This window comes from Mesorhizobium sp. WSM4836, from assembly GCF_055811815.1.
Genome location: NZ_JBVVQF010000016.1, coordinates 14,312 through 33,282, shown reverse-complemented (window position 1 = coordinate 33,282; position 18,971 = coordinate 14,312). Strand labels below are relative to the sequence as shown.

Annotated in this window: 14 protein-coding genes; 8 read left to right on the top strand and 6 right to left on the bottom strand. The window is 63.6% G+C overall.

The window, feature by feature from the left end:
• Position 1: 1 nt before the first annotated feature.
• Together AC0L2P_RS19170 and AC0L2P_RS19165 are read right to left on the bottom strand one after the other, a co-directional pair.
• Positions 2-1,363 (bottom strand): pilus assembly protein TadG-related protein, encoded by a 1,362-nt coding sequence (locus AC0L2P_RS19170; protein ID WP_473502994.1) that lies wholly within the window; start codon positions 1,361-1,363, stop codon positions 2-4.
• Positions 1,364-1,692: 329 nt separating this feature from the next.
• A complete protein-coding gene (locus tag AC0L2P_RS19165; RefSeq protein WP_473502992.1) occupies positions 1,693-2,562 on the bottom strand; it encodes a transglutaminase-like domain-containing protein in 870 nt (289 codons plus the stop codon).
• Between the two features lie 179 nt (positions 2,563-2,741).
• Between AC0L2P_RS19165 and AC0L2P_RS19160 the strand changes: the two genes are divergently transcribed.
• Positions 2,742-3,413: an HAD-IA family hydrolase gene (locus AC0L2P_RS19160; RefSeq protein ID WP_473502990.1), complete on the top strand. Its 672-nt coding sequence runs from the start codon at positions 2,742-2,744 to the stop codon at positions 3,411-3,413.
• Between the two features lie 18 nt (positions 3,414-3,431).
• Here AC0L2P_RS19160 and AC0L2P_RS19155 read toward each other — a convergent pair whose 3' ends face one another.
• The gene (locus tag AC0L2P_RS19155) at positions 3,432-3,644 is read right to left on the bottom strand and encodes a DUF1674 domain-containing protein (protein ID WP_473502988.1); all 213 of its coding nucleotides are present in this window, start codon (positions 3,642-3,644) and stop codon (positions 3,432-3,434) included.
• A gap of 116 nt (positions 3,645-3,760) precedes the next feature.
• On the opposite strand from AC0L2P_RS19155, the gene htpX reads away from it, so the two are divergent.
• The 4 genes from htpX (at position 3,761) to purH (ending at position 9,750) form a co-directional block, all read left to right on the top strand.
• A complete protein-coding gene (gene htpX / locus AC0L2P_RS19150; RefSeq protein ID WP_473502986.1) occupies positions 3,761-4,777 on the top strand; it encodes a zinc metalloprotease HtpX in 1,017 nt (338 codons plus the stop codon).
• Positions 4,768-6,156 (top strand): RsmB/NOP family class I SAM-dependent RNA methyltransferase, encoded by a 1,389-nt coding sequence (locus AC0L2P_RS19145; protein WP_473502984.1) that lies wholly within the window; start codon positions 4,768-4,770, stop codon positions 6,154-6,156. Before htpX ends, AC0L2P_RS19145 begins: the two co-directional genes overlap by 10 nt.
• Positions 6,157-6,302: 146 nt before the next feature.
• Entirely contained in the window at positions 6,303-8,051 is a 1,749-nt protein-coding gene (locus tag AC0L2P_RS19140) for a heparinase II/III family protein (protein ID WP_473502982.1), read from the top strand.
• Between the two features lie 82 nt (positions 8,052-8,133).
• Positions 8,134-9,750, top strand: coding sequence for a bifunctional phosphoribosylaminoimidazolecarboxamide formyltransferase/IMP cyclohydrolase (gene purH / locus AC0L2P_RS19135; RefSeq protein ID WP_473502980.1), 1,617 nt, complete (start codon positions 8,134-8,136; stop codon positions 9,748-9,750).
• A gap of 38 nt (positions 9,751-9,788) precedes the next feature.
• On the opposite strand, the gene AC0L2P_RS19130 is transcribed toward purH, so the two are convergent.
• The gene (locus AC0L2P_RS19130) at positions 9,789-11,165 is read right to left on the bottom strand and encodes an MFS transporter (RefSeq protein WP_473502978.1); all 1,377 of its coding nucleotides are present in this window, start codon (positions 11,163-11,165) and stop codon (positions 9,789-9,791) included.
• Between the two features lie 188 nt (positions 11,166-11,353).
• Positions 11,354-16,162 (bottom strand): NAD-glutamate dehydrogenase, encoded by a 4,809-nt coding sequence (locus AC0L2P_RS19125; protein ID WP_473502976.1) that lies wholly within the window; start codon positions 16,160-16,162, stop codon positions 11,354-11,356.
• A 136-nt stretch (positions 16,163-16,298) separates the two neighbouring features.
• Here AC0L2P_RS19125 and AC0L2P_RS19120 point away from each other — a divergent pair, with 136 nt between their 5' ends.
• Both AC0L2P_RS19120 and AC0L2P_RS19115 read left to right on the top strand, forming a co-directional pair.
• Positions 16,299-16,862, top strand: coding sequence for a peroxidase-related enzyme (locus AC0L2P_RS19120; protein WP_473502974.1), 564 nt, complete (start codon positions 16,299-16,301; stop codon positions 16,860-16,862).
• A 123-nt stretch (positions 16,863-16,985) separates the two neighbouring features.
• Complete coding sequence (locus AC0L2P_RS19115; RefSeq protein ID WP_023678126.1) at positions 16,986-17,309, top strand: YciI family protein; 324 nt, start codon at positions 16,986-16,988, stop codon at positions 17,307-17,309.
• Between the two features lie 9 nt (positions 17,310-17,318).
• Here the strand turns inward: AC0L2P_RS19115 and AC0L2P_RS19110 are convergent, their stop codons facing one another.
• Positions 17,319-17,933 carry a LysE family translocator gene (locus AC0L2P_RS19110; protein WP_473503190.1) on the bottom strand — a complete coding sequence of 205 codons (615 nt, stop codon included), beginning with the start codon at positions 17,931-17,933 and terminating at the stop codon, positions 17,319-17,321.
• Between the two features lie 394 nt (positions 17,934-18,327).
• Here AC0L2P_RS19110 and AC0L2P_RS19105 point away from each other — a divergent pair, with 394 nt between their 5' ends.
• Positions 18,328-18,954: a DUF1062 domain-containing protein gene (locus AC0L2P_RS19105; protein WP_473502972.1), complete on the top strand. Its 627-nt coding sequence runs from the start codon at positions 18,328-18,330 to the stop codon at positions 18,952-18,954.
• Positions 18,955-18,971 lie beyond the last annotated feature (17 nt).

The window sequence follows — 18,971 nt, the reverse complement described above, 5'->3', positions numbered from 1 at the left end:
CTTACCTCGTGACAGTCAGCGTCTCGATGTTGCGCGCTATATCCTGGAAAGCCTGATTGAGTTCCGCTCCGGTGGCGGCCTGATAGAAGTGCTTGATCTTGGCGGTGTCCGGACTCGCGCAATCCTGGAGCGTCGCTTTGGCGTTCACTTCCTTGAGATCGAAGCCGACGGTGAAGATTTCGATGCCCTTGTTGCGCATGGCAGCGCAGAGTGTCTTTGCGGCCGTGCGGGTCGGCTCCTTGCCGGCGCCATTGTAAACGTCGCTGACGGTGCTGGCATCAAAGTAAGATAGGTTGAACTCGCCGTCGGTCATCAGGATCGCGATCTTCGCAACCCTCTTTGGATCCGTCTTGGCCGGCCGTTCCGAGGCTTTCATCACACTGCCCCAGTTTTCCGAAAGCATGTACCAGCTCCACTGCACGCCGATATGGCCGGCGGTCCCACCCGATGCGACAAAGGTCTTTATGACGTTCTTGAGCGCCGTGGCGTCCGCCGTCAGCGGTTTCAATGCGGCGGCAGGGCAGGCAGCCGTGCCGGTCTGCCAGGCGAAGGATGACAGCAGGTAGTCGCGATTGACCATGCTGACGTCGGGGCCCGCATCCGAATACTGATAGATCCCCTTGCGCTCGGTGGCGCAATTATCGGGACGGATAAAGCCCGAGACATACTGTAGGGCGCCATTTCCGGGCGCCTGCTTGCGTTGGCTGGCGGTGGTTTCCACATAGACGCTGCTGGCGGCAAGTGTACCGGCATTCACCGAATTGGCATAAGGCACGATAGCAACCCGCACACGTGGCTTGGAGGGGTCCTGGCCGCCCAGGAAGCTGTCGACAGCATTCGCCGCAGCCGCCCGCAGATCGATGATTTTCTGGCCGGCCATCGACCCGGTCACGTCGAGCATCATCGCGACTTCGACCTGCTTGTCCGAATAGAGCGCCGTCGTCGATGCGGGGACGCGTTGCGTGCCACTCGTGCCGAAAAGCGGGAAATAGTAGTTGACGTTGACATGGGCGTCCGCCTGGACAGTCTTGGCTGTCCTGTCGACAACCAGATTGTCGAGAACGATCTGGTTGTCCTGTAGGATACCCGCCCTGCTGTTGGCATCGAGAAAAGCCTGCACCGATTTGCTGGCGTCGGCCTCGCCGATGACGCCGGTTGTCAGGTCGCGGGCCGTCGAGGTGACCGCAGCATCGACGACGCCTTGCAGGCTCGATTTCACGTTGTAGAGTTGCGACATGTTGACGGCAAAGCCGACACTCAGGGCCAGCACTGCGCCGATTATCCCAAACAGCACCGCGAAATTTCCGCTGCGATCCCCGGCAAAGCCGCCGATCGCCTGAACAAGACCCCCGAAATGCCGCATCCCTTCCGCCTCAATTCGCTACAGCCTGCAGCTGTCCGAACGCGCATTGCAGGAATCCGGCCGGATCGCGCCGCCAGACGCGGGAAGGTGGGCGACTCCCGCTCAGGCCATTGTTCCAAAGAGTTTCGAGCGGCGGCAAGGTAAACAACGGGTAAACGAAAGCCGCGTGGGCGCGGCTTTGTTGACAAAGCGCTTACCAAGATTCGGGCTCGCAATTCGAGACGGCTGGACTGTGTCCCAACCCGGTACAGGCGAGATGTATCGAACCGGATCAGCGCGACCGCGTTGGCGGGAAATGGAGACACGGACTGTGAATGTGTCCCGAAAGACTAGGCCAGCATCCGTGCGCTGACCGTCTTGTCGACGCCACGATGGGGCGGCTTGAACAGATTGCCTTCCTGCTCGTGCGTCCAGACCTTGAACCGGCTGAGCCGATGCGGGCCGAAACTGTGCAGCAGCGGCACGTCGGTGGCGTCGCGGCCGCGGGCGATGACGACGCGGCCGATCCTCGGCACATTGTGGCGAGGATCGAAAGTGTACCATCTGCCGTCGAGGAACACTTCCACCCACGCCGAGAAATCCATTGGCGCCGGATCGGCGGGCACGCCGATATCGCCGAGATAGCCGTTCACGTAACGGGCGGGGACGTTCATGCAGCGGCAGAGCGTGATCGCCAGATGGGCAAAGTCGCGGCAGACGCCGACGCGTTCCTCATGCGCCTGCGCCGCCGTGCGGGTCGAGCGCGCATAGCCGTAGCCGAAGGACAGGCGGTTGTGGACATAGTCGACGATCGCCTGCACCCGCGCCCAGCCCGGCGGAAGCTGGCCGAAAAGTTGCCAGGCCAAGTCGCCAAGATGGTCGGTCTCGCAGTAACGGCTGCCAAGCAGATAGCCGAGCACGTCGTCCGGCAATTCGGCGACCGGGACTTCCCTGGCCAGCGTGTTGACCTCGTCCGTCTCGCCGCTGTCCTCGACCACCGCGTCATAGAGGATGCGAAAGCTCCCGGCCGGCGCCGTGAAGCGGCGGCAGCTATTGCCGAAAAGATCGTGGTAGACCCTGGTCGGGACCGACGGCGATGTCAGCACGCGCGTCTGCCGCTTGATGTCGGCCTGGCGATCCCCGTGGATGTCGAGCAATGAAATGACCGGCGTCGCTGCAACGCATTCAATGGCAATTTCATAGCCAAGCCGAATCAGCATTGCCCTCCCCCTACGATCGTCATGGAAGATAGTGCCGATCAACGCGGGACAGTGCGCAGCGGTTCCGTTGGGTGTCGAAAACGACACCGCCCGGCTTCCCATACGGACGCGGCGACGTTATGGTCGATCGATATGCGTCTTTCGAAATAATCCCTCCCAAGATTACCCCGGGAAAACCGATGTTCGCAGGCAGAAAATTCGCGGCCTTCCTGTTCGATATGGACGGCACGATTCTCAATTCGATTGCCGCGGCGGAAAGGGTCTGGGCAGCTTGGGCGCATCGGCAAGGTCTTGACGTCGCTGCATTCCTGCCGACTATCCACGGCGTGCGGGCGATCGAGACCATCGGCCGGCTCGCGCTCCCGGGCGTCGATCCTGCCCGCGAAGCCGATTCGCTTTTGCAGGCCGAGGCGGCCGATGTCGAGGGCATTCGCCCGATTGCCGGCGCCGCGGCCTTCCTGGCGTCGCTGCCGCCTGGAAGCTGGGCGATCGCCACTTCGGCACCGCGCGAACTCGCCCTGCTGCGCCTGCAGGCCGCGGGTATTCCGGCTCCCGCCGTGATTGTTGCGGCGGAGGACGTCTCCCGCGGCAAGCCGGCACCCGACTGCTTCCGGCTGGCGGCCGAACGGCTCGGCGTCGATGTGGGCGACTGCCTCGTCTTCGAGGACGCACCGGCCGGGGTTGCGGCGGCCGAAGCCGCGGGCGCTGCAATCGTCGTGATCAGCGCCACGCACCGGCATCCGTTGGACACGTCACATGCCACCATCGCCGGCTATGAAGCGATCGGCATCGCCGTCGATGCCAGCGGCTGGATTGCCATCGAAGCGGAACGGACCGCGCAGCCTGCGTAGTTTGGCGCCCTGCCTGGGCTAAAAGTCGCTGGTCAGGCCCTTGACTTCCCAGTCGCCGTAGCGGCCGGGCTCCTTGCCGCCGCGCCCGCCGATCTCCCTCGGCAGTGTGGCTTCCTTCTCGCGATATTTCTCGCGCCGGGCCTCGGCCTCGGCCAAGGCACGCTGGGCTGCTGGCCTCAGCGCCTTTTGCGGCTCGCCGTTAGCATTCGTTGTGCTGGTTTCGTCGATCATGCGATCTTCCGCTAGATTGAAACAGGCGCCCGATTGAACGGGAACCGCTGTTTCCCATCATATAGCGATGGGCCCACAAGGATCGACCCCTTTGTTGGGCCACAACGGAGCAGACGATGAACACCCTTCGCACCGCCATGCTTTTGGCCGCAATGACGGCCCTGTTCATGGGTGTCGGCTATCTGGTCGGCGGATCCGGCGGCATGATGATCGCCTTGCTGATCGCCGCCGGCACCAATTTGTTCAGCTATTGGAACGCCGACAAGATGGTGCTGTCGATGCATCGTGCGATCGAGGTCGACGAAAACAACGCGCCTGAATATTACGCCATCGTGAAGGGTCTGGCGCAACGTGCCGGCCTGCCTATGCCGAGAACCTATCTCATCGACAATCCGCAGCCCAATGCTTTCGCTACCGGCCGCAATCCGCAAAATGCCGCTGTCGCCGCCAGCACCGGTCTGCTCGAGCGGCTATCGCATGAAGAAGTCGCGGCGGTGATGGCGCATGAGCTCGCCCATGTGCAGCACCGCGATACGCTAACCATGACGATCGTCGCCACCTTTGCCGGCGCAATTTCGATGCTCGGCAATTTCGCCTTCTTTTTCGGCGGCAACCGCGACAACAACAATGCCTTTGGCATCGTCGGCGTACTGGTCGCGATGATCGTGGCGCCTTTGGCCGCCATGATCGTGCAGATGGCGGTGAGCCGCACCCGCGAATATGAGGCCGACCGGCGCGGTGCCGAAATCTGTGGACACCCGCTGTGGCTCGCCTCGGCACTTGACAAGATCGCGCGGGGCGCCGAACGCATCCGCAACCCCGATGCCGAGCGCAATCCGGCAACCGCCCATCTCTTCATCATCAATCCTCTTTCCGGCGAGCGCATGGACAGTTTGTTTTCCACTCACCCGAGCACAGAAAACCGCATCGCCGCATTGCAGAGGATGGCGAGCGAGATGGCCGGCGCACCAGAAGCGGCCGCGACGCCAACGCCAGCCCCGGAAGGGACCGGGCAGCAGCCGTCGGGTCCGTGGGACAGGGCCGCCCGGCCCGAGAGGCCGGCTGAGCCGGCCAAGCCGAGACCAAACCCCTGGGGACGCAATCCGACCGGACCCAAAGGCCCGTGGTCGTGAGTTCAGCGAAGCGCCGGCACCGAATTTCAGGCGATCGTGAACACAATTCGGGCAGCGAGGCTGTTGCCGGTCTCGCCGCGCGCAAGGCAGCCGCGCGCCTGCTTGCCGCCGTCATTGACGCGAAAACGCCGCTCGACGGGCTGACCGATCATGAGAACGGCCATCCGCAATACAAGGCGCTCGACTTGCGCGACCGCGCCTTGGTGCGCGCTATTCTGGTCACCGCCCTCCGCTACCGCATGACCATATCAGGCCTTTTGGCCCGCCGCCTGGAAAAGCCGCTGCCGCCCAATGCCACGGCGCTTTCGCACATCTTGCACGTGGCGGCAGCGCAGATCCTGTTCCTCGATGTTCCCGACAGCGCCGCCGTCGACCTCGCCGTGACGCACGCCAAGTCCGATCCGCGCACGGCGCGCTTTTCCGGCCTCGTCAACGGCGTGCTACGCACGTTGGCGCGGGCCAAGCAGGAAGGGCTCGCGGCCGCACTTGCTGGTACCGACGAGGCGCCAAAATGGTTTTCCGACCGTTTGAAAACGGTCTACGGCCTCGACACGGCCAGGCAGATACTGCTCGCCCATCGCCATGAGGCGCCGGTCGATTTTTCGGTCAAGTCGGACCCGGCGCTGTGGGCCGAACGGCTCGGCGGCTTCGTCTTGCCGACCGGCACGGTGCGGGTCGAAAAGCTCAGCGCTTCCGTGACCGAACTGCCCGGCTTTGGGGAAGGCGCCTGGTGGGTTCAGGATGCGGCGGCCAGCCTGCCGGCCCGGCTGTTCGGCGACGTCAATGGTTTGCGAATCGCCGACCTCTGTGCCGCCCCCGGCGGCAAGACCGCCCAGCTGATCCTCGCCGGCGCCCACGTCACCGCGCTCGACATGTCTAAAACGCGGCTGGCACGGCTGACGCACAACCTTGAACGGCTCGGCCTGGCCGCGGAGATCGTCCAGGCCGATCTTCTCAAATACGAGCCGAAGGACCGCTTCGACGCCGTCCTCCTCGACGCACCTTGCTCTTCGACCGGCACGGTGCGGCGGCATCCCGACGTTCCCTGGACGAAGACGGCGGCCGACATCGAAAAACTGGCCGACCTGCAACGCCGGCTGCTTGCCCGCGTCGTCACCCTGGTCAAGCCTGGTGGACGCATCGTCTTTTCCAACTGTTCGCTCGATCCGCTCGAAGGCGAAGCGCTCTACCGCGACTTTCTCGCCGGCAATGTGGAGATTGTCGATGACCCGCTTCGGCCGGGTGAGATCGCCGGCATCGAGCCGTTCCTGACGCCGCAAGGCACGTTGCGCACTACGCCTGCCGATCTGGAGCTAGGCTCGCCGGGCCGCTCCGGGCTGGACGGCTTCTTTGCCGCCCGCATGCGCCGAGCCGGCTAAGGGCCTATCTCGAAGCGCCATCCGGCTTCTTGGGGCAGGGAAGCATGGAAAACAGGCTGAACGGCCCCACTGCCGCGGAATTCGCCTTCGCACAAGTTCTTGAATCATATAAACTTGTGCTTGGGTGCGGACGATCAGGAGGGGTTTTGGCAATCGCTGCCGGTAACACGACGCGTCTGTGGACGCTTGTCGCGAGGGAGTTCTGGCGCAAGACGCGCCGGCGCATGCGTGCCGGGCCACTCTATCGCTGGCGTTACTCCGGCCGCACGCCGGAGCGCGTCCTGATTGCCCCGCCGGACCTGCGCCTCGCCGATCCTCAGATCGCGCTCGAGATCTATTACGGCCGCTATCCGCTTTCGGGGCATCTGGTCGAGACCGGCGGCAAATCGCCCTTCCAGATCGACGTGCCCAATCCTGGCTGGCAAAAGACGCTGCATGGCTTCCGCTGGCTGCGCCATATGCGTGCGGCGGGTACCGAGCTCGCCGCCGCCAACGCGCGGGCGTTGGTTTCCGACTGGATTGCAATCCATGGCAGCCATATTTCCGGCGTCGCCTGGGAGCCCGGCACGACGGCCAAGCGTGTCATCGCCTGGCTGCAGCATTCCTCGATCGTGTTGCAGGGCGCCGAATTTCCGTTCTACCGCGCCTTCCTGAAATCGCTCGCCGTCCAGATCCGCTATCTGCGCGCCATGGTGCGCGAGATGCCGGATGGCAAGGGCAGGCTGCGCGCGCGCATTGCGCTGGCCTTTGCCGCTTTGTCGCTGCCGGCGCCGGCCTCGGCGCTGCGCGGTGCCACCCGCAATCTCGCCGAGGAGCTCGACCGCCAGATCCTGCCTGACGGCGGCCATATCTCGCGCAATCCAATGGCAGTGCTTGAAATACTCGCCGACCTTCTGCCGTTGCGCCAGACATACGCCAATCAGGCCGAGACGCCGCCGGCCGCCCTGATCGGCGCCATCGACCGGATGCTGCCGGCACTGCGCTTCTTTCGCCATCAGAATGGCAGCCTTGCCCGCTTCAACGGCATGGGCGCCACCATTCATGACCGTATCGCCAGCATCCTGCATCACGACGACACCGCCGGCGCACCGTTGCTGCACGCGCCGCATTCGGGTTATGAGCGCCTGTCGATGGGCGGTGTCACTGTAATCGCCGATACCGGCCCGCCGCCCCCCGTCGACGTATCGAATGCCGCTCACGCCGGATGCCTCGCCTTCGAATTGTCGTCGGGCCGCCAGCACTATATCGTCAACGCCGGAATAGACACCTATGGCGCCGCCGAGTTCCGGCCGCTTGCCCGCGCCACCGCCGCCCACTCGACCGCCACCATCAACGACACGTCGTCGGCGCGCTTCAATCACTCCTTGCGCGTCAACGACCTGCTCGGCACGCCTTTGATCGGCGGTCCGCAGCATGTGCCTTGCAAGCGTACCGACCAGAAGGGCAGCCAAGGCTTCATCGCCCGCCATGACGGCTATGCGGCGCGCTTCGGCTTCCTGCATGAGCGCGAGCTGAAATTATCGACCGAAGGCAATGTGCTTGCCGGCAGGGACCGCTTCCTGCGGCCGGGCGGCGCGTCTATCCGCAACAACGGCCGTGATTTCGTCACGGTGCGTTTCCATGTCCATCCCGATATAAACCTGCTCCAGGATGAGCATGACCGTCTGGTGCTGGCCGCCGACCATGCCGACGCCTGGGTGTTTGCCTCTACCGAAGTGGCACCCGAGGTCGAGGAGTCGATCTATTTCGCAGGACTTGGCGGCCCGCGCCGCAGCCGCCAGATCGTGCTTGCGTTCAAGGCCTCGGAAATTTCCGAGGTCCACTGGCAATTGACGCGCACCATCATCGCGGGCCGTCCGGAAAAAGCTGAAGCCGGTCGCAACGGCAGACACTGATCAAGCCTTGCGGCTTGATTTCCCGGCCTCATATGCTACGGCCCGCGGACGCTCCCGAACCAGAACTGGAAAGCGCCAGCCCATGGCCGTCGCCGCCAAGAATATTCCCGCGCCCGATCTTGTACCCATCCGGCGCGCACTGCTCTCCGTCTTCGACAAAACCGGCCTGATCGATTTCGCCAGGGCGCTGGCTTCGGCCGGCGTCGAGCTGGTCTCGACCGGCGGCACCGCAAGGGCCCTTGCCGAGGCAGGCATGGCGGTGCGCGACGTGTCCGAGCTCACCGGCTTTCCCGAGATCATGGATGGCCGTGTCAAGACGTTGCACCCATCGGTGCATGGCGCGTTGCTTGGCGTGCGCGACGATCCCGAGCACGCCGCCGCGATGCGCGACCACGGCATCGAGCCGATCGATCTCGTCGTCTCCAATCTTTATCCGTTCGAAGAAGTGCGTCGCTCCGGCGCCGACTACGCAGCGATCGTCGAGAACATCGACATCGGCGGCCCGGCGATGATCCGTGCCTCGGCTAAGAACCACGCCTATGTCGGCATCGTCACCGACCCTGATGACTATGCCTCGGTGCTCAATGCGCTGGAGATGAATTTCGGCTCGCTGTCGCTGGATTTCCGCAAAAAGCTGGCCGCCAAGGCTTTTGCCCGAACCGCCACCTACGATGCGGCGATCTCGGGATGGTTCGCCGAGGCGCTTGAGATCGAGCATCCGACATGGCGCGCCTTCGGCGGCAAGCTGCAATCGGTTATGCGCTATGGCGAAAACCCGCATCAGGGCGCCGGCTTCTATGTCAATGGCGACAGGCGGCCGGGCGTCGCCACGGCGCGCCAGCTTCAGGGCAAGCAGCTTTCTTACAACAACATCAACGACACCGACGCCGCCTTCGAGCTGGCCGGCGAGTTCGATCCGGCCCGCTCCGCCGCAATTGCCATCATCAAGCACGCCAATCCGTGCGGCGTCGCCGAAGCCGCTTCGCTGCACGCGGCCTATGCCAAGGCGCTGGCCTGCGACCCGGTCTCGGCCTACGGCGGCATCGTCGCCATGAACCGCATCCTCGATGCCGGAACCGCCGAAGAGATCGTCAAGACCTTTACCGAAGTGATCATCGCACCGGAGGCGTCCGAAGAAGCGGTCCGCATCATTGCCGCCAAGAAGAATTTACGCCTGCTGGTCACCGGCGGCTTGCCCGACCCGCGCGCGGCGGGCCTTGGCTTAAAATCGGTTGCCGGCGGCTTGCTGGTCCAGAGCCGCGACAATGCGGTCGTGGATGATCTCGAGCTGAAAGTGGTGACTAGGCGCGCTCCGACGCCGGCCGAATTGGCGGATTTGAAATTCGCTTTTCGCGTGGCAAAGCACGTCAAGTCGAACGCCATCGTCTATGCCAGGGATGGCGCCACGGTCGGCATCGGCGCCGGACAGATGAGCCGGGTCGATTCCTCACGCATCGCCGCGCGCAAGGCGCTCGACGCGGCCGAGGCTGCCGGTCTGACGGAGCCTTTGACCGAGGGCTCGGTCGTCGCTTCGGACGCCTTTTTCCCGTTCGCGGATGGGCTTTTGTCGGCAATCGAAGCCGGCGCCACCGCCGTGATCCAGCCTGGCGGCTCGATGCGCGACGACGATGTCATCGCCGCCGCCGACGCTCACGGCATTGCCATGGTCTTCACCGGGGTGAGGCACTTCCGGCATTGAGCTCCCTCCCTTCCCCTGTGGGAGAAGCGAAGAACAGCTCACTCGGCCGGCCGGTCCGCAGGATAGGGCGTGCCGATCAGGATCGCCATGCCGGCGCCGAGGAACAGCACGATTGCCGCCATGCCGAGCCGCGCCGAGCCGCTGGCCAGGGTGATCGTGGCTACCATGAAGGGTGCGGCAAAACTCGTGGCCCGGCCGGCCAGCGCATAGATGCCGAAATAGCGACCCGATTCGGCTGCGGTGACGCTGCGCGCCATGTAGGAGCGCGACGATGCCTGCACCGGCCCGAAGGCAAGCCCGATCAGCAGGCCGTAGAAAATGTAGGCTTTTTCCGCTGCCGTGCCGAACAATCCGCCGCCATCCAGTCCTGGCATCACCCAGGCGCCGAACAGCGTATAGCCCGGGCCGGTCGAGACGATGCCGATCGTGGCAATGCTCAGCATGACCAGCGAAATCATCACTATGGTCTTGGAACCCAGTGCCGTGTCGAGGCGTGCGGCAACCAGGCAGCCGACGATTGCCACGACGTTGAGGATGATGCCGAATAGGCCGATCTCGGTAATCGACCAGTGGAACATTGCCGCCGCAAACGTTCCGCCCAGCGCCAGCAGTGCGTTGACGCCGTCCTGATAGATCATGCGGGCGACGAGAAACCGAAAAATGCCACTTCGCTTGCGCACTTCGGCCAGCGTCGACTTCAGTTCCGACAGGCCTTCGCGCACCGCCGGCCCGATTGGAATGCCTTTGATCGCATCAGGCGTGAAGAAGAACATCGGCAGGATGAACAGGAAATACCAGGCCGCCGACAACGGTCCGGTGGCGCGCGCGTCCTCGCCGAGCCTGGGGTCGAGGCCGAAGATCGGATCGAGCCCAACGACGGTCGTGCCGGTTTCAGGCGAGCCGGCCATGACAGTGACGACGAAGATCAGCGCGATCATGCCGCCGAGATAGCCTAGCCCCCAGGCCATGTTCGAGATCCTGCCAATGTCGCTCTTCGGCACTAGGCGCGGCATCATCGAATCATTGAACACGGTCGAGAATTCCGCCGCGACCGACGCCAGCGAGAACAACGCCACGACCACAAAAAGATTAGAGCCGGGCGCGGCGAACCACAGCAGGGTTAGGCAGGTGATCTTGACCGCGGCGAAGAAAGCTATCCACGGTTTGCGTGGTCCGGTCTGATCGGCGATCGACCCGAGGACCGGCGATAAAACGGCAATGACGAGGCCGGCGGCGGCAATGCCGTAGCCCCAGGCCGCTTGCCCCGTCTCCGGATTGCTGGCCATGCGCGAGACGAAATAAGGACCGAAGATGAAGGTGGTGACGACCGTGAAAAACGGCTGTGCCGCCCAATCGAACAGCATCCATCCCCAGATGCCGCGTCCCGACGCACGCTGCACTGCCATCTCAGCCATGTCCCCTCCGCTGGAGCTTGCCCAATGCCGATCGAATCGGAATGACGCACCGTCTTCTTGTTGAGCACGATCTTGTCCAAAAGCCGATCGTTAGGTTCGGGACCATGCTCCGGCGCCCCCAAAAGCAGGGCGCCGTTCGCTCTATAGCGCAGTTCTTCCCGGCAAGCCCGCGCGATGTGGAAGACGTTTCACAGCCCTGTCAGATCGCTCATCAAGCCGGACGCCACCGACAGCCGCGACACGGTGATATCGCCGCCCTCGGTCAGCGCCTGCAGCCGCTCGCGGATCCGTCCGACCCGTTCGCCGCCGGCCTCCAGCCATGCTGTCACCGGATCCGCCGCCTCGGCATGACCGGTGAGTGCCGCCACGGCGATGCCGCGCCTGGCCGCGCCGATCGTGTCTGTGGCGCGGGAAAGCGCCAGTTGATCATAATAATCCGACGGCGTGATCGAGCGCGCCGCATCTTCGACGCGCGGGATGCGGAAGACATCGCTGACTGCAAAAAACGCCTTGGCGGCAGCGACGATGCCGGCATTCGCCGTCCGCGCCGTCAGCGCAATGTCGGGGACGAGTTCCGCCACATCGGTCAACGCCAGTTGCCCGGCAAGGCTCTCGGGCGCGCCGCTCTTCGACAGGCTATGCCGCCGCTCCTCGATCCGCTCGCGCGAGAAGGCCGGCAGCAGCGAAACGAGCTTCGGCTCCAGCGCCTTGCGCGCATCCTGCAACTCGGCAATCCGCTGCCCGAGCGGTGCAGTGCCGGCATCGTTCTTCAGGTACCAGCCGCTGGTCACAAAGATCAGCCGGCTGACGGCCTGATAGAGATCGAGCTGGATCTGCCCATCGATCTGGTTGTCGAGCGCGTCGATCTGGCGATAGAGCGCCGGCAGCGCAAAGCCGTCCCGCACCACGGCGAAGGTGCGCACGACATCGGCCGCACTGCGCCCAGTCGCTTCCTGCAGCCGGTTGACGAAGGACGGGCCGCCGCGATTGACCAGATCATTGGCGACGACACGGGCGATGATCTCGCGGCGGAGGCGATGGCCGTGGATTTCCGCAGCATATTTCTTTGCCATGCGGTCGGGAAAGTAGCCCATCAGGTCGCGGTCGAAATGCGGATCGTCCGGTACGTCGCTGGCGACGATATCGGAAAACAGCACGATCTTGGCATAGGCAAGCAGCACGCCGAGCTCAGCCCGGGTCAGCGGCTCGCCGCGCGTCTCGCGCTCGGCAAGGGCCGCCGGCGACGGCAGCGTCTCGACGGCACGGTCCAGTAGTCCGCGCGCCTCCAGCGCCGCCATGAAGCGGCTCTGATGGGCGATGTCGGCGAGGCCGCGCTTACGGGCAAGGGACAGCGCCAGCGTCTGCTGGTAATTGTTGGACAGCACCAGGGCGCTGACCTCATCGGTCATCTCGGCCAGCAATTTGTTGCGCGTCGGCCGGGTCAACGATCCCTTGCGCATGGCGGAAGCCAGCGCGATCTTGATGTTGACCTCAACGTCGGAGCAGTTCACGCCGCCCGAATTGTCGATCGCATCCGAATTGCAGCGGCCGCCATTCAATCCGAATTCGATGCGCGCCCGCTGCGTGACGCCGAGATTGGCGCCCTCACCGATGACTTTGGCACGCAGGTCGAGTGCGGTGATCCGGATCGCGTCATTGGCACGGTCGCCGACATCCTGGTTGGTCTCGCCCGATGCCCTGACATAGGTGCCTATGCCGCCGAACCACAAAAGGTCCGCCGGCGCCTTGAGGATGGCACTCATGATCTCGACCGGCGTGGCCGTTGTCTTGCCGAGGCCGATCGCTGCAGCCGCGGCGGCCGGCAAGGTGATCGACTTCTGGCTGCGCGAGACGATGATGCCGCCTTCTGACAGCTTCGTCTTGTCGTAATCCTGCCAGCTTGAGCGGGCGAGAGCGAACATACGCCGGCGCTCGGCCATCGAAGCCGCCATGTCGGGATCGGGATCGATGAAGATGTCGCGATGATCGAAGGCAGCGATCAGCCGGGTCTGCTCCGACAGCAGCATGCCGTTGCCGAACACGTCGCCCGACATGTCGCCGACGCCGACGACAGTGAACGGCGTGGTTTGGATGTCGCGGTTCATCTCGCGGAAATGGCGCTTGACCGCTTCCCAGGCGCCCTTGGCGGTGATGCCCATCTTCTTGTGGTCGTATCCGGCCGAACCGCCGCTGGCGAAAGCGTCGTCGAGCCAGAAGCCGTGCCTTTCGCTGATGGCGTTGGCGGTGTCGGAGAAGGTCGCCGTGCCCTTGTCGGCGGCGACGACGAAATACGGATCATCCTGGTCGCGCCGCACCACGCCGGCTGGTGGGATGACGCCGTCCAGCCCGATATTGTCGGTGATCGACAACAGGCTGGAGACGTAGTTCTTGTAGGCGGCCGTGCCGGCCTCGAAAATGGCATCGCGCCCGGCACTCATCGGCAGTTTTTTCGGATAGAAGCCGCCCTTGGCGCCAACCGGCACGATCACCGCATTCTTGACCTGCTGTGCCTTGACCAGGCCGAGCACCTCGGTGCGATAGTCCTGCGCACGGTCCGACCAGCGCAGGCCGCCGCGCGCGACCGGGCCGAAGCGCAGATGCACGCCCTCGACCTCGGAGCCGTAGACGAAGATCTCCCGCCATGGCCGCGGCGCGGGCAGCCCGTCGACCGATTGTGAATCGAGCTTGATCGCCAGTGATTGGCCTTTCTCTTTCGTATCGGCAACGAAATGATTGGTACGCAACGAGGCTTCGATCAGATTCAGATAACGGCGGATGATGGTATCGTCGTCGATGTTGGGAACGTCTTCCAGCGCATCCGTGATCTTGGCCTTCAGATGTTTGGCCTGAACGACGCCTTCCGTCTCAGCCGTCGGGCCGAGGCGGGCGACGAACAGCGCATGCAAGCCGCGGGCGATCTCGGGATAGCGGTTGAGTGCGGCGGCGATGAAGTCCTGGCTCTGCGGGATGCCGACCTGCTGCAGATAGTGGCCATAGGCGCGCAGCACGGCGATCTCGCCCGACCATAGGCCGGCGGTCTGGGCAAGGCCGTTATAGCCGTCATTGTCGACGTCGCCGCGCCAGGCGGACAGGAAGGCATCCTCGAACAGCGCGCCGCCGTCGCCCAGGTCGATCGACTTGCCGTAGCTGTTCTCGAGTTCCATGTCGTGGATGAAGACCATGCCGGAGGCGTCATCGCCGACTTCAAAAGTGCGCTCGCTGATGACGCGGAAGCCGATGTTTTCCAGCACCGGCACCCGCCGCGACAGCGCCACCGGGCTGCGATGGTGATAGATCTTCAGCGCCGCCTGAAGCGGCTTCTGGTCGGCATGGCGGTAGTAGTCGATAGCAATCGGGTTGGCAGCATTGATCCTGGCGATGCGTTTGGCATCGGCCAGCGCCACGGCAGGCGAAAAACTGTCGCGATAACCTTCCGAAAAGCGCGAGGCGATGGCCGTGAGCGCGGCATCGGCGCCGGTCTCGATCGCGGTTTCGCGCAGAACGTCGTCCCAGGTCCGCACGATGGCGCGAATCGCCGCCTCGATCGTCGCCTGCTCGACCTTCGGCGTCTTGCCGCCTGAGCGGCCGATGATGAAATGGACGCGCGCCAGCCCGCCTTCCGGGAAGGCCGGATAATAGGCCGACAGCCGGCCTTCGAAGACGGTCTTCAGATAGGTGCCGATCTTCTCGCGCACGACGCTGTCGTAACGGTCGCGCGGCACGAAGACGAGCACGGAGACGAAGCGATCGAACTGGTCGGCGCGCACCAGCGCCCTGACGCGCGGCCGTTCGACCAGCCCCAGAATGGCTTCGGCGTGTTTGCGCAGGATCGGCACCGGAACCTGGAACAGCTCGTCGCGCGGATAGCTCTCCAGCACGTTGATCAGAGCCTTGCCTGAGTGATCGCTGGGATTGAAGCCGGATTTGGCAATGATGGTTTCGGCCTTCGAGCGCAGATACGGGATCTTCATCACCGAGCGCGTGTAGGCGGTCGAGGTGAACAGGCCGACGATGCGCAACTCGCCCGAAAGCACACCCTTGGCGGTATAGGTCTTGACGCCGATGTAATCGAGATAGATGCGCCGATGCACCGACGACTTGGCATTGGCCTTGGTGACGATCAGCGGCTCCGGCCCATGCAGGAAGGCGCGGATTTCCGGCGTCGTCGACACGGCTTCGGTGCCGCGCCGCAGCACCAGCACATCGGGATCGGACAGGATGCCGAGGCCGGGCTTCTCCGAGCGCTCAAGCATGCCGCTCTTCTCACCGCCGGTGTAGTTGAACTCGCGCATGCCGAGGAAGGTGAAATTGTCGTCACGCAGCCATTCGAGAAAGGCGATCGCCTCGGCGACGTTGGCCTGATCGAGCGGCACCGGCGCGTAGCGGAATTCCGAAATCGCCTGGTCGAGGCGGGCCAGCATCGGCTTCCAGTCGGTGACGGCGGCGTGCACTTGGCCCAGCAGCTTCCTGAGCCGCCCGGCCAGAGCCTCGGCCTGTTCGACCGAAAGGCGTCCGATATGGACGTGAATGACGCTGAGCCTATCACGGCTGTAGTCGCCCTTGGCCAAGCCGCCGTCGCCGAGAATTTCATCGACACCGCTCTTGCCGTGCTTCACCACAACGACCGGGTGGGTGACCAGCAGCGGTTCGCCGGCGCTCTCGGTGATCTCACCGAGGACGGAATCGAACAGGAACGGCATGTTGTCGTTGACGACGGTGATCACGGTTATCGGCCGTCCCTGCCGAACGACGCCCGAATCGACCTCTATGGCGACGACGCTTTCGCCCTTCTTGTGCCTGGCCACGGCGCGTCCGGCGAGATCGGCGGCGCGTTCGAGGTCGGAGACGTCATAGGCGGCGACATCTTCAGCCGGCGCTCGGGCGAGCAGGTAATCGGCAAGTCTGGCGGGCTTTTCGCCCGCCTTTGCCGGACCCCCTTTTTCAGCACTTGCCGTGCTCGTCTTTTTCAACCGGCTTTCGGATTTCAGGCTAGACATAGCGCTAATTCCCTCCCGTCGCATGCTTTTGCGACTATGGTAGCAGATGACCGATATTTGGCGACAAAGGTTTGACGGCTTGCCGAGAATTATCGGAATTCGGCGGCAACCCACCGACGAACGAGGAGGACCCCCCATGACCGGCAAAATTACGGCGCTTGACCTCGCGCATGCAGAATTGAGCGAAGCGACAAAGGCTTATTTCGCCAAATGCGAGGAGAAGCTCGGCCTCGTTCCGAACGTGCTTTTGGCCTACGCCTTCGACGAGAAGAAGCTGCGCGCTTTCACCGACATGTACAATGATTTGATGCTGGGTGAATCCGGCCTGTCGAAGCTGGAGCGAGAGATGATCGCGGTGGTCGTCTCATCGGTCAACCATTGCTATTATTGCCTGGTTGCACATGGCGCGGCGGTGCGCCAGCTTTCCGGCGACCCGGCTTTCGGCGAGATGATGGTGATGAATTTTCGCGCCGCCAAGCTGTCCGACAGGCAGCGCGCGATGCTCGAATTCGCGGTCAAGCTGACCGAACGGCCGGCAAAGATCGTCGCAGCCGACCGGGCGGCGCTGCGGCAAGTGGGCTTTTCCGACCGCGACATCTGGGACATCGCCTCGACTGCGGCGTTCTTCAACATGTCGAACCGGCTGGCATCGGCGATCGATATGCGGCCGAACGATGAATATCACGCGATGGCGCGATAGGGCACCGCGGTCGTATATATTAGCTACGTCGCATTCTCGTTGCTTGTTTGCCGGTTTGGTCCGATGATCGGCATGCGGCATGACCGCATGCCGGTTCGATGCCGCCGATCAAAGGAGGAGAACATGGCGAAATTTCTCTACGTCTATCACGGCTCGGGCAAGATGCCGACCGAGGAGGCCGAACGGAAGGCAGCGATGGATGCCTGGAACGGCTGGTACGGCAAGCTTGGCTCAGCCGTGGTCGACGGTGGCAATCCAGTCGGCATGTCGAAGACCCTGCTGCCCGGCGGCAAGGTCGAGAACAATGGCGGCAGCAATCCGACCGCCGGTTACACCATCATCGAAGCGAAAGACATCGACGATGCCGTCGGCAAAGCCAAGGATTGTCCTATCCTGACGGACCCGGGTTTCAGCGTCGAGATTGCGCCGATAATCGAAATGGGTTGACGCGCCGGCTCAAGACCGCGCCGCGATCGCCGCCGCAGCGCCGGCCATGGTGCCGGCGCTGATGCGGTTGGCGATCTTCATCGCCCGCTTGCTCCTCAAGAGCTTGCGCGCCTGCGATGCAGCGAGCACCCAGGTCAAATCGATGGCGACTAAGACCACGGCCATGGTCGCCGTCAGCTCGACCCAGCCGATCACGCTGACTGAACCGAGATCGATGATGGTCGGCAGCAGCGCCAGATAGAACATCATGATCTTGGGGTTGCCGAGCGTCACCGCCATGCCGGCAAAGAACAGTCTGACGGGCGAATCTTCGCGCGGCAGCGTGCCTTCCTTGGCCTCGACCGGTGCCGTCCACATCTTCCAGGCAAGCCAGCCGAGATAGGCGACGCCAACCCACTTCACGACGACAAAGGCGAAGTGGAACGTCTGCGCCACCACGGCCAGGCCAAACACCGCCAGAGACAGCCAGATCGCTTCGCCGATCCACATGGCAAGCAGGAACGGAAACACATCGCGGAAGCCCTTTGCGATGACCCGCGCGACAAGAGCGGCAATCGATGGGCCGGGCGAGCCGGCGGCAACAAGCAGGGCGCCGGCAAAAATCAGCAGCGACGTGAAATGCATGACGCGGATCTCGTTTGAAATGTTTGGGTCGTTCAGCATAACCCAACTGTTCCGGCGACGGTAGCGTCTACGGAAAGAAGGCTTGTCGGCCAGGCACCTCACCGCTAGAGATGTCGTCCCGAAATCCTTTCCGAGCTTCACTTTGCCTACGTAACCGCCGGTCTCGTCAACTCCCCCAACACAGAGCAGGGCGTCGCAGTCGCGGTGCCTGTTTTCACATCACGTGTTCCTCAGGGTGGCGGTTCGAGACCGGTTTGGCACTGCTGAACCGCTGTCGCGCATAACCACCCGCGACATCTGATTTCAACTGCCGCAGTCTCTCGCCACGCCGTGCCCGCAAGGGTTCTCGACATCGCCGATCTGACGAACTTCCCGACGGGAAGGGCTTTTCGGCATGCCTTCGATACTGCGTATCCGCTGGGCGATCGCGCCCAAAACCGCACCTCGACCTCACCTCAACTGCAATCGCTGCGGCGGCCTGAAAGCCTATCGCTGCAGCGGCAAATTCCGCGTCAACGCCAATGGCAAGCGCATTGACGCCTGGTTGATCTACCGCTGCATCGACTGCGACAATTCCTGGAATTTCGGCATTCTGGAGCGCTGCAGCCGCCGCGATATCGAACCGGCAATATTGCAGGCGCTCGAAAGCAACGATCCGGTCCTGGCGCGGCGCCATGCTTTCGATGTCGTCGCATTACGAAGCAGGATCGGGCGCGTCGAGGAGTTTCCCGAAGCCATCGTTCATAAGCAGGTGCTCGGGGACAGGCCGGAAAACATCAGCACTCTCGAACTTCAGCTCGGCCTCGAAATGCCGACAGCCTCGCGGCTCGACCGGTTGCTGGCCAGCGAACTCGGTGTCCCGCGCTCGCGGCTACAGGTTTGGGAAGAGAAGCGATTGCTGGTGGTTGGTCCGGACGGGGCCAAAGCCTTGCGCAGGCCAGCCCGGGCGGAAACGGCGATCCGCATCCACCTGTCTGGCGAACCAGACCGGGACGGCATTATCGCGGCTGCCGGCGGATAAGATAAAGGGAGGAAGCA

Excerpts from the sequence above, each read along its gene's own strand:
- htpX (WP_473502986.1), top strand. The coding sequence starts at position 3,761 with ATGAACACCCTTCGCACCGCCATGCTTTTGGCCGCAATGACGGCCCTG.
- AC0L2P_RS19165 (WP_473502992.1), bottom strand. The coding sequence starts at position 2,562 with ATGCTGATTCGGCTTGGCTATGAAATTGCCATTGAATGCGTTGCAGCG.
- AC0L2P_RS19170 (WP_473502994.1), bottom strand. The coding sequence starts at position 1,363 with ATGCGGCATTTCGGGGGTCTTGTTCAGGCGATCGGCGGCTTTGCCGGG.
- AC0L2P_RS19120 (WP_473502974.1), top strand. The coding sequence starts at position 16,299 with ATGACCGGCAAAATTACGGCGCTTGACCTCGCGCATGCAGAATTGAGC.
- AC0L2P_RS19105 (WP_473502972.1), top strand. The coding sequence starts at position 18,328 with ATGCCTTCGATACTGCGTATCCGCTGGGCGATCGCGCCCAAAACCGCA.
- AC0L2P_RS19160 (WP_473502990.1), top strand. The coding sequence starts at position 2,742 with ATGTTCGCAGGCAGAAAATTCGCGGCCTTCCTGTTCGATATGGACGGC.
- purH (WP_473502980.1), top strand. The coding sequence starts at position 8,134 with ATGGCCGTCGCCGCCAAGAATATTCCCGCGCCCGATCTTGTACCCATC.
- AC0L2P_RS19110 (WP_473503190.1), bottom strand. The coding sequence starts at position 17,933 with ATGCATTTCACGTCGCTGCTGATTTTTGCCGGCGCCCTGCTTGTTGCC.
- AC0L2P_RS19130 (WP_473502978.1), bottom strand. The coding sequence starts at position 11,165 with ATGGCTGAGATGGCAGTGCAGCGTGCGTCGGGACGCGGCATCTGGGGA.
- AC0L2P_RS19155 (WP_473502988.1), bottom strand. The coding sequence starts at position 3,644 with ATGATCGACGAAACCAGCACAACGAATGCTAACGGCGAGCCGCAAAAG.
- AC0L2P_RS19115 (WP_023678126.1), top strand. The coding sequence starts at position 16,986 with ATGGCGAAATTTCTCTACGTCTATCACGGCTCGGGCAAGATGCCGACC.
- AC0L2P_RS19125 (WP_473502976.1), bottom strand. The coding sequence starts at position 16,162 with ATGTCTAGCCTGAAATCCGAAAGCCGGTTGAAAAAGACGAGCACGGCA.